Origin of the sequence: Halococcus sediminicola (assembly GCF_000755245.1) — an archaeon.
Classification (GTDB): Archaea; Halobacteriota; Halobacteria; order Halobacteriales; family Halococcaceae; genus Halococcus; species Halococcus sediminicola.
In genome coordinates this window covers 1-14,016 of the sequence record NZ_BBMP01000003.1, presented here as the reverse complement: position 1 = coordinate 14,016, position 14,016 = coordinate 1, and the positions used below count along the sequence as shown (strand labels likewise).

Genomic DNA, 14,016 nt, shown 5'->3' with positions numbered 1-14,016 from the left:
CAGCTTTCGAGTTACGACGAATCGATGCGTTTCATCAGTTGTCGGCATTCTGGACAGGACCGTGACGCTCCTGCATCGCCGCTGAGTTGGTGACCGCAGTTGACGCATTCGTAGACGAACGACTCCATGAGCGGCTGATTCGAAAATATCAAGTCTAGCTATATGAGTGTACCCGTCACCGGCTACAACTCGTTAAGGTGCTCGATGCCTTCCTTCGAGCCGTTCGCTTCCATCATCGTCTCGGGCATCCACTTGGGTTTGTTCTCTGGAACTTGTTCGTGCCACGCTCACCCCTCGTAGATCTGGAGTTGCTCTGTTCCTTTTCACCTTTCTTGAGTGTACAGAACGATGAATATATACACAGACAGCGGAGGAAAGTGAAACACAATATAGATGCTCCCTCCTGACAGTAAAGCAGGGAGACGCTGACGATGCCAGGTGGTTCACACATTACTGAGGAGGATTGTCGAGAGATACGACGACTCAAAGACCGTGGACGGTGGGATTATCTGATTGCTCATCAAATGGAAGTAAGTGTCTCTGCAGTCCAGTATCACATCTACGGCAACTGTGATCATCCATCTCCGACAGAAGAGTTAGACTTACCCAGCGGCGATGACGAGTAGATTTCTACCGTGACATCCTCTCTCATCCTACCGTTCGCGTGACGGCTACACTTGAGGGTGGGGCTTCCTGTTTCCGCGACGTGGTTTGCAGTGACCGGCTGAAAGGCGGTCATCGTACCTCCTCTCTACTCGTACTCCCTTCAGTCGCGCTCACTGAGGAATGGGGCTTGGTAGTCTGCATTCTACGCTAATCTCCGTGCTTGGTCAAGCATTCTGAAAGACCAGTGACTTCGACTGCCTCCACATCCGGTGCTTTCACGGCTGCCTGTCCTTTCCCGAATTTGGGGATGTCGCGGGCAAACTCCGGCGGGATTGAGGGCACCCTCTGGACCACCTCCGCCCGAAGACCGAGAAAGACGTTCGTGTTCGTCTGTTTCAGGATGTCATCGTCGATGTCCTCAGGGTTCTGGGTGATCATCATCATTCCGAGTTGGTCCTTTCGTCCCTGTCGAACCGCATCTCTCGCTTGGTTGACGATGTACTGCCCGCGAACGTCGTCGCTGCTCGGCGAGGAGAGGTAGTTGTGGGCCTCGTCGACGCCGACCATCAGTGGTGTTTCGCTCACGTTTGGGTCCGCCCCGTCGCTTTTCAGTTTGTTCTCAATGATGTAGGAGAGTACCGACAGCACGACAAGACTCTCGCGCTTACTAGTCAGATGTCGCGTTGGGATCACCGTCACCTGTCCTGGTTCGAACATACGATGGGCCACCTCGTCGAGTCGGTTCGCATCGGCATCGAACACTGCGCCGAACTCCGAGCGTTTTGCCCGACGCATCACTGCGCCCCACGTCCCGCTTCCAATCTCGTTTCGCTCGCGGAGCATACTACCTTCGTGATCGTTCTGGTTGAGGAAATGGATGAAGTCCTCATACTGAGGAACATTGCCGTCGTCGTCAACGAGTGACGGCTCGCCATCCCCCTCAACCCTCTCAGGTTCGTGGAACTGATCGAAGTAATCGTCGAGACAGTCCTCCAGAGCCCCTCGCGTTACCGCGGTCGCTTTGTACGGCATCAACAGCTGGGGATGCTCGGCCACCAGCGAGAACGGGATCGAGAACGGGTAGCGCTCGCCCGACTCGTCCGGGCTCGCGCCGTCAACTTCCGGTGCGAACACTTGAAGATCATCGCCGAGGCCACCCGTATTAATCGAGCTATTCCGAAGTTCCTCTCCGAGCGCTGCCTTCTCGCCGCCGGGCTGAAGATCCTCGTTATTCTCGCGCATTTGCCAGTACTCGTTCGCGGGATCGAAGATCACCACGCCCAGTTCTTTGTGCGCATTCCCGACCGGATACCGTTTCCCGCCGATAAACTGGCGAAGCAGGTTTTTGGTGAAATGAGTCTTCCCCTTCCCAGTCGAGCCGGCGACGAGCGTGTGTCGCCAGATAGCAGGTTCGCCACTCTCGACCTCGAAACCTCCCGCCCCATCCTGCACACTCCCCGGATTGTCGATGTAGTATGGCACCGGCTTGTCAGCGACGGTTTTTCGATCACCAGCGACCGCGAGATGGCCACAGAACACACCAGAGTGTGGGATATTCAGCCCCGTGCGAAGGAATGCCTCATCTTCGGTAAGTGTCACATCTGCGTTGGGCTTCGGGATTCGACTCACGATCCCGCGCTCGTATTTCTCCTCAGCCTCGGCGGCCGTGTCGTCGATCTCGATTGACGCGATTGGATCAAGCTCAGCTACCAGTACATATTCGCTTTCGTCGACGCTCTCCTCGCTTACGATGTCGTGGTGAGTGTCGGAGGTATCATCGAGGTCCGTATAAGGTTCGTACCGGAGTGCTTCAACAGCCGCGAACAGGCTCTCGCCTCGTCCGGGATAGGGGACTTGTACGTAATCGCCTACCTGCACGTCCTCGCGCCGATCGGTAGTGATGTACGCCTCGACCAGATGTTCGGTGCGGCCGATTCGGATGTTGTTGCCACCGAGGATATGACCGATCTCGTCCTCCGCGCGTGGAGTGATATCGCTCTCGACCGAGCGTGCACCGATGGCGTCTTTGCTCCCGCTCTCAGCGGCGGTATCGCCATCACTTTCGGGAGCGTTGAGCGTTCCCTGCTTAACCTCGTCATTTTCGGTACGTTGCTCCTTGTTTGTATCCTTGCTCTCGCGGTCTTCGGGGAGGGTAAAATCACTCATTGTCGGGCTCCATTCCGTTGATGTCGTCTTGGCTCCACCGGCCGTCCCAATTGTAGTTCTTGCTTGGTGCGCTCGAATTCAGTACCCCACGAATCGTCTTACGATTACCCTGCGAGATGCCAGCGATACGGTCGGCACGTGTCACAGCTTGCGGTACGTCGCGGCGACGGGCGATCTCTTTGAGTGCTTTGTTCTGGATCTCATCGCGGGTTTCCTCGTCGTCGAGGATAAAGAGGAGCGGCGTCTCGACCCGAAAAACGAACTCTTGCTTTGGCAATCGCACGTAGAAAAACGCTCGCCGGTAATCACCGGGCTCACCGAACTGGAGGTCCTGTGCGAAGGGATCAAGTATCTCAGTATCGCCGAATCGACCGGCGGCGAGTTCGGTGCTTACGAACCACGATGTGTAAGTGAGTTCGTCGAGACTCCCGCCCCGGAGCACCTCGGCGAGATACTGGTGATCTCGGGTCCACGAAACGTCCGGTCGCAGGCCGCTCTCGTCCGTAACGTCGTGCTGGCGGATTTTCTCTTCCAGCGAATCAACGAGTTGGGCCGTGGTCGAGGTTTTCACGATTCCCACAACTGGAAAGCCGCGGTCGTATTGGGTCTCCACAACCTCGATGTAGTTCTCTACGATTTCACGAGGCCGACCCCATGATTCGGCGGGAGAGGTACTACCGGCGTCATCGAGCAACACCCAATACAGCACGCCAAGCGGGTAGAGCGATCCATCCAGAAAGAGCGGGCCGTCGACTTCATCAAGCATTCGGCGAGCGTGCTCACCCTCAGCGAGCGATTGGGCGACCGATGAGACGGCCTTCGAGAGATTCTGCGCCGAGTCCGCGTCGGCATCGTAAGGAACAAGTTCGCCCTGTAACGGACTTTCATCCTCGGTTTCATCGGCTTCAGAAAATCTCTCGCTGCGGATGGTTGATTCACCTTCGTGGTAGTAGACCACGGTTTTCACCGTGCCGGCGCGCTCGGCACTGCGATTGACGTCGATACCGCCGACACCGAGTTTGGCGTAGGCCGTATCCATGATTAGCCCATTTGTGTATTCGAGCGCCTGCGTCGTCGAAGCATCGATGGCATATGTCGGCCCATCCCACGGGTCGTTGCTCCAGTTCCCGAGGTCGGCGATCGGCGTCCGAGCACACCACGGTTCGCCGATCGATTCGACACCACCACCGGGTTTATCGAGATGTTCGAACAGCCGGCGAGCGTGTTCGGACTGCTCACGGCCCTGCCGCGGGACGTTCTCGTCGATTCGCCCGCATATCGCTCGGACGAGCGAAAGTGCTTCTGCATCCATCTATCGAACGATTACATCCACATCTGCCTTAAATCTCGGTGCGGACCTCTCACGCGCACCATTCTCGGAGACTGGGCTGCATGCGGGTTCTCCATCATTCCCCATTATCGGCGCTTTCCGTCGCCTCACGAATCGCCACTCTGACCGTCTGTCGGTGTGCGAGGTCGGTATCGCCGAACATATACAGCAACGTGGAGTACGATCATGGATCGCCGGCCATCTCGTCGACGAACTGGATAACCAGGCGTCCGCCTGGAACGCACAGTTGATTGCTTCTTGCATCAGTTCATCTCCTCGGTGACGCACGATGATCGGTGTTTCATGAGCTTCCATCTCCCGATCCTCCATCCGAGAGTGCAACCTCGGTCCCGTCGCTGCCCTCGTAGTCTTGACCAGCCAGTTGCATCTCTATCTGACTCGTCGAGCCCTCGTCTTTCGTGACGAGACATTCGTGATCCGCGCCATGGATCAGACTCTCGTCGTGACTCACCACGAACACCTGTGCGACGTCCCACTCCTTGACGGTGTCGAGCATCTGTTCTAGCTGACCAACATGACCCTCATCAAGGAACGTAGTCGGTTCGTCGAGGATGAACGGCGGAAGTGTTCCGCCTGCTCCACGGATCTGGGCGATCAACCGATAGATACCCGCTCGGAGCGCGAGATTCACAACTGCGCGTTCGCCCCCGCTCGCGTTGGTGGGGTCTTCCATCGTGCCGTCGTCGCGGAGCAACTGAATATCGTAGTCGTAGGTATCGTAGGTCTCGTCGTGTTCTTCGGTGATACGGACCTGCTGGTAGCTACTGTTCTTATAAATGTCTTTGAAGATATCGTTGGTGTATTCGTTGAGATACCCGAGGTATGTCTCGCGGAGATCCGACTGGACCTCGTTGTAGATTGAGAGTGTGTGCTCGATGTCCTCTCGAACGCTATCGGCCCACCGTTCGCGGTGTTCTAATTCGGCGATATTCTCCTGGAGATCGCGGAAGTTATTCAGCGTGGTTTCTACGGTGGCCACCTCGCCTCGGAGGTCTTCGACCTGACTTTGGGCCTCGTCCCGGTCCTCACGATGGCTCTCGATTTCGTCCTCGTAGGTAGCCTTTCGTTCTCGAAGCTCCTCGGGGTCGAGGTCACCGAGTTCGTCTTCGATGCTCTCTTTCTCGTCCCAGTAGGCGTCGAGTTGGTCGTCGAGGTTCTCGATTCGGTCGTCGGCGTGGCTGATGGCCTGCTGTTCCTGTTCGATTTTGGTCTGGCGGTCATTGATGGCGTCGTACTTCGCGTCAGCATCTTTGATCGTCTCGCGGCTGTCAGCAATGCTCTCCATGTGGGTTTTAGCCTCCTCGAAGGTCGCCTCGCGTTCCTCAACTGTGGTTTCGAGATCGCCGATCCGGTCATGTAGTTCGGATTCTTCGGCTACAAGCTCATCGATTTCCTGGGTAATGTCCTCACGGTCGCTGCGGAGGTCTTCGACGCGCTCGCGGGCCTCATCCAGCGTGTCGGTATAGAAATCAATCACATCATTTACAGTGTTGCGAATACCGCTGAGTTGGCCGTGTCGGCGCTGAAGCTGCTTTTTGTCTTCCTCGATCGACGTGATCTCCGTCTCAACGTTATCCCGCTCGTTCTCCAACTCGTCTATCTCCGCGTCGACATGGGCCTCCCCGACGGTCTGGCCACACTTGGGACACTCGCCAGCCTCGCCGAGTTCTTGAAATTTCTCGATCCGGTCGTTGAGGGTTTCGGCTTTAGTTTCGAGGCGTCCAATCTCGCCAGTGAGTTCGTTAATCTCGTCGTTGAGTTGCTCTCGGCGCTCGGGAATACGCTCACGGGCGAGCGGAATTAACGCGTCCGTAGCCACGCCGATGTCGATTTCGCCCTGCTCATCCATTCTGAAGTTTGTCTCAACCTCGTATTCCTCAAGCGTGTCCGCAAGGTTGCGAAGTTGTTCGCGGAGTTCATCTTCGTAACTCTCGACATCGCCTTCGGCATTCTCGATAGCTAATTCCTTCTCCTCGACTTGGGTCCGCGATTCCTTTAGATCCTCATTGACGTCGCCGAGGTCCGACTTCGCATCCAAGAGATCGTCGCGGGCATTGTTGTACTCGTTTTCCAGCGTATTCTTTTCCTGCTGAGCGTCGAGCAGATCATCCTGAACAGCGTCGAGCGCATCCGCCGCGCTTTCTCGACTATCAAGGTCATACTCCGCCTCGTCGTCGAGCATCCCGACCTCGTCACGGAGGTCGCCGATTGCGGATTTGTGCTCGGTGATAGTGTCCTCGCTATCTTGCTTGGATAGCTGGGCCTCTTTCCGATCGGATTTTGCCTGTTCGATCTGGTCTTGCTTATCTGAGAGTCGTTCGGAGAGTGTCTCGTGGTGCTCGAGTTTGTCGGTATATTCGTTGAGCCGTGGGATGAGCGTCTCATCAATATGGGTTTGATGACGGTCGGCGAGATCTTTCTTGTCTTCGATCTCGTCTTCGAGGCGCTGTATTACCTCGATATAACCATCCTCGTCGTGATCGTAGTCGTCGAGATTCGCCTCCTGTCCGCGACGACGTTCCTGGCACCGTTCGTAGGTACGTCTCGCCCCGCGTCGGGTCATTTTAGCGCGTTCGATATACTCCTCGATCTGGTCGAGACCGAGCAGGCTGTCGATCATCGCGCCACGGTCGTTCGCTTCTATGAGTCGATCAATCTCGCCCTGCTGAACATACGCCGAACTGGAGAAATCGTCCTCGTTCATGCCCAGTAGATTCGTCACCTCCTGCTGGACGTCACGGATGCCAGAAACTGGATCTGAGAGAACTGGCGACGAAAGTGTGGCCTTCGATGCGCTTCCACTATCAAGACCGGGCATTTCCCATTCGACGCTATACTCGTCGTCGTCAACGACGAAATCCAACTCGACGCGGCCCTTATCCTCGCCGCGGCGCACGAGGTCGCCTACGTTGAAGTTGTTGCCATCGACGTTCGTGATATTGGAAAGGAACAGCCCACCGAACAGACCCATCAAAAGCGACGTTTTCCCGGCTCCGTTCTCGCCGTGGATCAAGATAGTGCCCTCGGGAAATTCGACGGTCTGATCTTCGTAACTACGGATGTTCTGTAGTCGGATTCGAGTAATCTTCATTGAGATTCTTCCTTGCTACCACCGATGTCAGCGAATGATGCCTGGTTTGTCGAACCACTGGCGCTCTCGGTATCGTCCTCAGGATCGTTGCCGCCATCGGTCGCTTCGGTTTCGACGGTCTGCTCTGTCTCGCTCTCGTTGGTCGTCGGTGCGGTTTCAGCCCGAGCTTCCGGCGGCCTCTCTTTAACAGACTCGGCGGTGTCCGTTTCAGATTTAGATTCGCCCGCAGGTTTTTTCATATCCGTTAGGGCCGGCTTATCGCCGCTCTCGCCGTCTTCGCTTGCTACGACGTCACTGCCCTCCGCCTCTGCCTCGGCGGCTTCGACGTCCGTCTCGACCTGCTCTCGGAGTGTCTCTGCTGTCTCAGTCGGTTCGGTGTCGTCAGACTCGTTGCCGCCACCCGGCCTGGCATTGGCGACTCGTTCGTCGCCCCCTTCGGGTTCCTCAACGGGACCATCGCCCAGTACCGCCTCGGGGTCGCCGCTCTCGAACGCTTTATCCTGTGCTTCACTAATGAGTCGTTCGGCGTTGTCGTCAAGCGCGTTCGTCGACGTTGCCTCGTCTCGAACCATCTGATCGACATCAAGGGCTGGTTCGCTGAGACCCGCTTTGGCGAGCCGCTTGTCAATCAGGGTGTCAGGGTCTTCGACGTCCGTTGTCGGGTTAGCACCGATATCGAGATGCTCACGTCCCCGGTTGTCGTCGACACGGGCGACCGCCGCACCGCGGTCAAGAGCTATTTCGTGAATGTCGCTCGCAGTGAGGGAGGTACGCTTACCAGTGAGGTTCACAACCGCCACGGCATCGGTGAGGTCGTATTCCTCGAATACGGAGCGGGCATGTTCGTAGCCGTCGTTCTCCTCAAACGCTATCTGAATGGGCTGGAAGTCTCTCGTGTCGAGGTCGACGTGGCTACGCGACATGGTGTGATCGGAGAAATCGGAGAGCATCGTGATCGAGCGCGGGCCCTCCTCGCCTGCACTACCTCGCTCCGTGGAACCGGCGTACCACACATCCACACCATTGACGTCGGCACTCTCGGCCTCGTGATAATCACCGAGTGCGAGGCCGTCAATCTCGATGTTGAGGCGCTCGATCACCGAGTCAGCGGGATAGTCGGCCATAATCTCCGGCACAGGCGGATGGAGAAGCTGATGCATACATAAGAGCCGGTAAGCGTCGTCGTTGTCGGGCTTGTCAAGTTCGAAGTTCGTGGAATCCCACGCTGGGCTTGGCACGGCGTCGATGCCGTAGAGCGCGACAGCTTCGTCGCCTTCGCCGATCATCGTCGGCGAGCTATCGAGACGGCTAGCAGTCCCAGTGTGGGCCATCAAATCGAGCCACTGATCGTCCATCTTTCGGTCGTGGTTTCCGACAATTCCGAGAAAGGGGATGCCGGCGTCGTGTGCTCGCCGAAGCACGCCGATACACTGGTTGACCTGCGGGAGCGGCGGTGTTCGTCGATGGAACAAATCACCGGTGTGGATGATCGCGTCGACATCGCGCTCAACCGCACGTTCGACCGCGGCGGCGAAGGCGTCGGTGAAATCCTGCCGGCGCACGTCACTGCCGTACTGTCGATTTCCGAGGTGAGTGTCGCTGATATGGGCGATTTGAACCATGTGGGGAGTGTCTCTGTTCGGTGATAGTCGGGCATCAGGTAAAAACCTCTGTCAGTGGTGAGTGCAATCAAGAGAACCATGATCGAACGTCTCTCCATCGGTCGTCTCAGGTCTTGCTCGACGCCTACAGAACATCTTGGTCGAGCTAGCGGTTGAACACGTGCTTTAGACCGGTTGCATTGACCTCCTCCACGCCGTGAACGACGTGGAATCCGACCATCGGATTTCAGTAGCTACCGAAGGCTACCGTCGGTGTCAAGACGCATACGCTCCAAGCGTCTGCTGGTGGGCCTCACCATCGGCTTGGCTGTCTTGTGGCGCGGTCAAACGCGCCCCATCCCCAGCCGAGTCATCGCCGTTCGTGTGTTCTCTTGAACGGCTCTCTCTCCGCTGGAGTAACGGTCTGCTATGTTTAGCGCGGCGTTCACGTCTGCTTGGTACTCCGAAACCCAACACTCGTCGTTCGTGCATCGGAACTCCGCCTGTTCGGGGCGGTATCCCGTCTCGTCGCAAACGTGGCACGTCTTGGACGTGTACGCGGGGTTCACCGCTTCGACGGGGATACCGCGCTCGGCGGCCTTGTAGCACAGTTGGGCGTGCATCTTCGCAAAGCTCCACCCGTGAAGGCGACGGTTCATGTACGCGCCGTAGCCCATACTCTCACGGATGTGCGTGAGGTCTTCGAGGATGAGTACGGGATTTTCGGCCGACGCGGCATGCTCGACCACAGCATCTGTCACCGAGTGGAGGATGTGGTCTATTTGCCGCCAGAGTCGGTCGCCGAACGACTCAGCGATGCGCTCGCTCTTGCGTTCCTGAAGTCGCTTCGTGGCGGTGAAATACGTCTTCCGGAGGCGTCGAACTTCTTTGCCTTCGTCGTTCCAGAGTGTTGGTGCGGTCGGGGTTCCGCGCTCGTCACGATGACACACCGTGAGCAATGCAGATTCCCCGATGTCCACACCAATCGGCGTCTCATCGGACACCGAATCGGTTGGCCGCTGTTCGACCTCCCGCGTAGCCACCATATGTAGGAACCACTCGCCATCACGGTTGAACAGCCGACACTCGCCCATGTCGGCGTCTCCTGCCAAGACGGCTTCGACCCACGACCGCTGTTCGGGGTTCGGTTGTGCGGGTATCCAGAGGTGGTAGTCGTCGTGGTGGGGGACTTTCACGTACCACTCGACGGCGTTCTGTGGCTTGTGGTCCAAGCGAACACCCTCGTTCGTAAACCGAACTGGATGCTCGTCGTGAAGCTCGTCGGCGTCGTAGCTCCCGCCACAGAGTTGCGGCACGTACTTCTTGAGGGCGTTCTTCGCGTAGCCGCTCAAGTCGTACTCGACTACCACATCGTTCGCCGCCGATTGAGTCGAACAACCAGCGTCAAACGCGGCATGGAGTGCCGAGCGGTAGGTGTCGGTCGTCTCGTGGAGTTTTCGTCGCTTGTGGGCGTTCGGCGAGACGAGTTTGAGTTCGAGGGTCTTCGTGACTTCGCTCATGCTTCGGCCTCTTGGCGCTGGATGTAGTCTTGGACGGTTTCGCTGGATACCTCGCCTGCCGTTCCAGCGTAGTATCCCCGCGCCCACTTGATTTTCTGGTCGTCGGAACTCGCGTAGCGGTGATTGTACTTCCGCGATGAGATTCCTTTGAACCAGTTGGCAAGGAGCGACGGAGCGTGCTTCGGTGGGCTACTCACGAACAGGTGGATATGGTCGGGTTGAATGGTGAGATCGATAACCTCCAGCCCTTTGTCACCTGCTATCTCTTGGATGATTTCTTCGACGTGGCGCGCGACCGTTCCGGTCAGTACCGAACGACGGCACTTCGGCAACCACACTATGTGGTAGTTGAGGTTATAAGCCGCGTGCCGTGTGGTCTTCATCCGTATACACACTATGCACCCGAGCACTACTGAGCGTTACGGTAGGCTGGAAATCCAGTCCACTGATACGCCAACCGACCCAGCTGCACAGACACAGAAACGGCCTACCGCTCAACCTCCGCCTGAAGACGAGGTATGCGCTAACGGTTTGTATCACACGCTATTTCGCTCTGTAGCGGTGATCGTCAGTATGGACCGGATCTGTGTCTATTGTGGGTCGAGTGATGGCGCTCAACCGGTATATCGGAAAGCTGCCGATCACCTTGGACGAACGCTCGCGGACCGGAATCTCGGGCTCGTCTACGGCGGTGGCGACGTCGGATTAATGGGGACGGTTGCGGATGCAACGCTTGACGCGGGCGGCGAAGCCTACGGCATCATTCCGGATGCGCTCCGCGAACGCGAGATCGCTCATGATGGACTTAGCGATCTCGAAATCGTCGAGTCGATGCATGAACGCAAACAACGCATGGTCGATCAGTCCGATGGATTTATCGCACTCCCCGGCGGGTTCGGCACGCTCGAAGAGTTCATGGAAGTGCTCACGTGGACTCAACTCGGTCTCCACGAGCATCCCTGTGGACTTCTGAACGTCGCGGACTACTACGCGGACCTCGCCGCATTTTTTGACCACCAATGTGATGAAGCGTTCGTGAGTGCTCACCATCGAGAAATCATCGTAATCGAGGACGATCCCAACGACTTGCTTGACCAGTTCACCAACTATGAAGCACCTCCATTGAAGGATGTTCTGCAAAGCGCAGACGAGACGTAGCTCTGTCTCCTCAAGTAATGCTGGTGATAAGGCGGAAACACGCGAGCTGTTTCGCGTCCTCCGAGCGGTCCTCGTGTGCAGATTATGTCGGTTATGAGAGTAGTCTGCGGATGGTTAACTTTAGGTGGAGTGCACGAGGACGCCAGAGTAGATGACAACTGACGAGCGCGCGCTGAAAGATCGTGCTCACGGCGTCAGCACCACGCCTCGAATGGAAGCCGGAATCGAGAGCGGTACCGACAAACTCGACACCCAGTTCGGTGAGTACGATCACGTGGAGGTGAATTCATGTCTGCGGCATGCAGTACAGAGAATAATTGACGAGCTAACTACACACCTCGGTGAGCAGAGAGGGCCCAAGCCGAGAGAAATCCCCGGTAACACCGCGACGTATCAGTAATGGACGACAGTCCGTCATCATCCCTTCAGATTGGATTGCCGACCACGAATACCACTGCTAACGGAACCAATACCACTGTCGCGATTGACGGTACCGGCCCGATCGGTGAGGCGCTCCATCAATTCGGCCTCGACACAGCATATGCGAAACCACTCGGCGCAGCTATCTCGTTCGTCGTTGCCTTCGCGGTGATCTATCTGTTTGGGCGAGCGGTCCTTATCCCGTTGTTCAATCGCACGCTCGACCGCTGGAGCTTCGACGACCACGAAAAACGTCCGCTCTTGCGGATTCTCCACCTCATAATGAGGGTCGTCGCGCTCGCGGTCGCGTTCAAAGCAGCACGTCTCACCGGATTCTTCGCCTCGACCGCTGTGATCGCCGCCGCGGCAACCCTTGCGGTCGGCCTCGCACTCCAAGACACCCTCTCGAACGTCGTCGCCGGCGTGTTCATTTACACCGGTGATCTATTCACGATCGGCGACTGGATCGAGTGGGATAAGGGAGCCTATACGGGCATCGTTGAGGATATCTCCTTTCGGGTCACGAGAGTGCGTACCTTCGACAACGAACTCCTTACCGTGCCGAACTCTACACTGACGGATGACGTCATCAAAAACACCGGGGCAAAGGATGAACTCCGCATCCAGTTCGACTTCCGCATCAGCTACAATGACGACATCGACGAAGCGGCCGAGATTATTGTTGAGGAAGCCAAACGCCATCCAGATATCCTTGATGATCCCGCACCCTCAGTCCGGATGGCCGAACCGTCTGAGCCCGGCCGCGGTGCGCTCGCTGACTTCTATGTAGGCCTGACTTCACGCTTTTGGATCGCCAACCCAACCCGTAACGACTTCCTCAAGACCCGGGGCGAATACATCACAAGCGTGAAGAACCGCTTCGATGATGCGGGTATCGACATTCCCTATCCACAGATCCACCTCGTCAACCAGTGTGGCGAGAACCCAGTTCTCAGACTCGAATCGAACGGCTAATCTGCACTCTTGATCGCCATCTGTTGGGCGCGTTCGTCGATCTCAATTTCCAAATCACGCATGAAGTCGTCGACCGTATTTCCCATCGTGAGTACCGGATATTCGGTGGTGAGCATCTCATCAAGCACGTCGCTCGCGTCCTCCGAGCGGTCGTGCTGGGTGACGGGCACGTCCACGTTCGCCGCGAACACGCCGGTGAACGCGCCACCGGCATGGGCCTCGCGGATTAGATCGCGTTCGGCGAGCGTGTTCAGGTAGTTTGCGAACGAAGCGGTTCGGCTTCGCCGATCCGAGCGCAAGAAGACGAACGGAAGCACGTACTCCTCGCCCGCGAGCGCCTGTCGGATCGCCTCGGTGCTCTCGATGTCGTTGATCTGCGCACCGTCGAACACTCGTCCTTGGGGTACGCGCACCCACTCGGGTTGAATCGCGTCGAGATAGGCGCTCAGGTGGTCTTCCGGGATCGGCTCCATGTCGAGGTGGCGGAGCACGTCGTTGCACGCGTAGACTGTCTCGGCTCCGATGCGACCCTGTTGGTGCTCCGGGATGGTGACTGCCTGCATCGTCGCACCCTGCTGTTTGATCTCCTCACGCATGTACTCAAGCAGAACGGGGTTTTGCTCGCCATTGATCACAGTCGTGTCCGCCGGGATCGTTCGCGCGAACGCCCGCGCCAGATCTCGGATCGTCTTGCCCAGAGTATCTTGATGGTCCTGACGCACGTTCGCGATCACCACCACGTCGGGATTCACAAAGCGCTGGTTGATCAGCCGAGTGGTGTACTCGGTGATACCTTGGTTCTCGAAGATCGCAACGTCCTCAGGAGTGTACGATTCTGCTCTATTGAAAACGACACACGGCGTCGGGATTGTTCGGTACTGGTTTGAGGCAATGAAGTCGAGGAGTTGGATATGGCAATCGTCCTCCTCGACTTCGTTGAGAAGGCACTACGCGTAGCGAAACAAGCGTTGGGAAAGCACGCGGGGAAGCCCGAATCAGGCGGGCTTCCCCGCGAGGCACATATCGTCGCTCACTGTATACGGACTGTCTCTTATACACAACCGAGACTTCGGAAGATATGGAGTTTGTATCTTACGTTCGTACCCGCATCATGAATAAAAGAAAAAA

The 14,016-nt window shown here is 57.1% G+C and carries 9 protein-coding genes and 3 pseudogenes; 4 read left to right on the top strand and 8 right to left on the bottom strand.

The genetic code is table 11. From position 1 onward, the window contains the following. Positions 1-182: 182 nt before the first annotated feature. The 7 genes and pseudogenes from ACP97_RS20640 to tnpA form a co-directional block, all read right to left on the bottom strand. A pseudogene (locus ACP97_RS20640) lies at positions 183-275 on the bottom strand (non-histone chromosomal MC1 family protein); the annotation flags it as partial. Positions 276-813: 538 nt separating this feature from the next. Then, complete coding sequence (locus tag ACP97_RS01010) at positions 814-2,772, bottom strand: ATP-binding protein (RefSeq protein ID WP_049995990.1); 1,959 nt, start codon at positions 2,770-2,772, stop codon at positions 814-816. After that, complete coding sequence (locus tag ACP97_RS01005) at positions 2,765-4,084, bottom strand: DNA double-strand break repair nuclease NurA (RefSeq protein WP_049995989.1); 1,320 nt, start codon at positions 4,082-4,084, stop codon at positions 2,765-2,767. The genes ACP97_RS01010 and ACP97_RS01005 overlap by 8 nt, the downstream gene beginning before the upstream one ends. A 319-nt stretch (positions 4,085-4,403) precedes the next feature. Further along, entirely contained in the window at positions 4,404-7,214 is a 2,811-nt protein-coding gene (locus tag ACP97_RS01000; RefSeq protein ID WP_049995988.1) for an AAA family ATPase, read from the bottom strand. Next, the gene (locus ACP97_RS00995) at positions 7,211-8,836 is read right to left on the bottom strand and encodes a metallophosphoesterase family protein (RefSeq protein WP_049995987.1); all 1,626 of its coding nucleotides are present in this window, start codon (positions 8,834-8,836) and stop codon (positions 7,211-7,213) included. The genes ACP97_RS01000 and ACP97_RS00995 overlap by 4 nt, the downstream gene beginning before the upstream one ends. Before the next feature lie 255 nt (positions 8,837-9,091). Further along, a pseudogene (locus ACP97_RS00990) lies at positions 9,092-10,335 on the bottom strand (RNA-guided endonuclease TnpB family protein). Then, entirely contained in the window at positions 10,332-10,718 is a 387-nt protein-coding gene (gene tnpA / locus ACP97_RS00985; protein ID WP_049995986.1) for an IS200/IS605 family transposase, read from the bottom strand. The pseudogene ACP97_RS00990 and the gene tnpA overlap by 4 nt, the downstream one beginning before the upstream one ends. Positions 10,719-10,908: 190 nt before the next feature. On the opposite strand from tnpA, the gene ACP97_RS00980 reads away from it, so the two are divergent. The 3 genes from ACP97_RS00980 to ACP97_RS00970 all read left to right on the top strand — a co-directional run bounded on the left by ACP97_RS00980 (position 10,909) and on the right by ACP97_RS00970 (position 12,888). Beyond that, positions 10,909-11,493 carry an LOG family protein gene (locus tag ACP97_RS00980; protein ID WP_049996007.1) on the top strand — a complete coding sequence of 195 codons (585 nt, stop codon included), beginning with the start codon at positions 10,909-10,911 and terminating at the stop codon, positions 11,491-11,493. 151 nt (positions 11,494-11,644) lie between these two features. Next, positions 11,645-11,893, top strand: a complete 249-nt coding sequence (locus ACP97_RS00975) for a hypothetical protein (protein WP_049995985.1) — start codon at positions 11,645-11,647, stop codon at positions 11,891-11,893. Then, the gene (locus ACP97_RS00970; protein ID WP_049995984.1) at positions 11,893-12,888 is read left to right on the top strand and encodes a mechanosensitive ion channel family protein; all 996 of its coding nucleotides are present in this window, start codon (positions 11,893-11,895) and stop codon (positions 12,886-12,888) included. The genes ACP97_RS00975 and ACP97_RS00970 overlap by 1 nt, the downstream gene beginning before the upstream one ends. Here ACP97_RS00970 and ACP97_RS00965 read toward each other — a convergent pair. Beyond that, positions 12,885-13,628 carry a hypothetical protein gene (locus ACP97_RS00965; RefSeq protein ID WP_202593527.1) on the bottom strand — a complete coding sequence of 248 codons (744 nt, stop codon included), beginning with the start codon at positions 13,626-13,628 and terminating at the stop codon, positions 12,885-12,887. The two genes, ACP97_RS00970 and ACP97_RS00965, sit on opposite strands and share 4 nt — an antisense overlap. Positions 13,629-13,799: 171 nt before the next feature. On the opposite strand from ACP97_RS00965, the pseudogene ACP97_RS20635 reads away from it, so the two are divergent. Beyond that, positions 13,800-13,931, top strand: a pseudogene (locus ACP97_RS20635) (IS5/IS1182 family transposase); the annotation flags it as partial. Positions 13,932-14,016 lie beyond the last annotated feature (85 nt).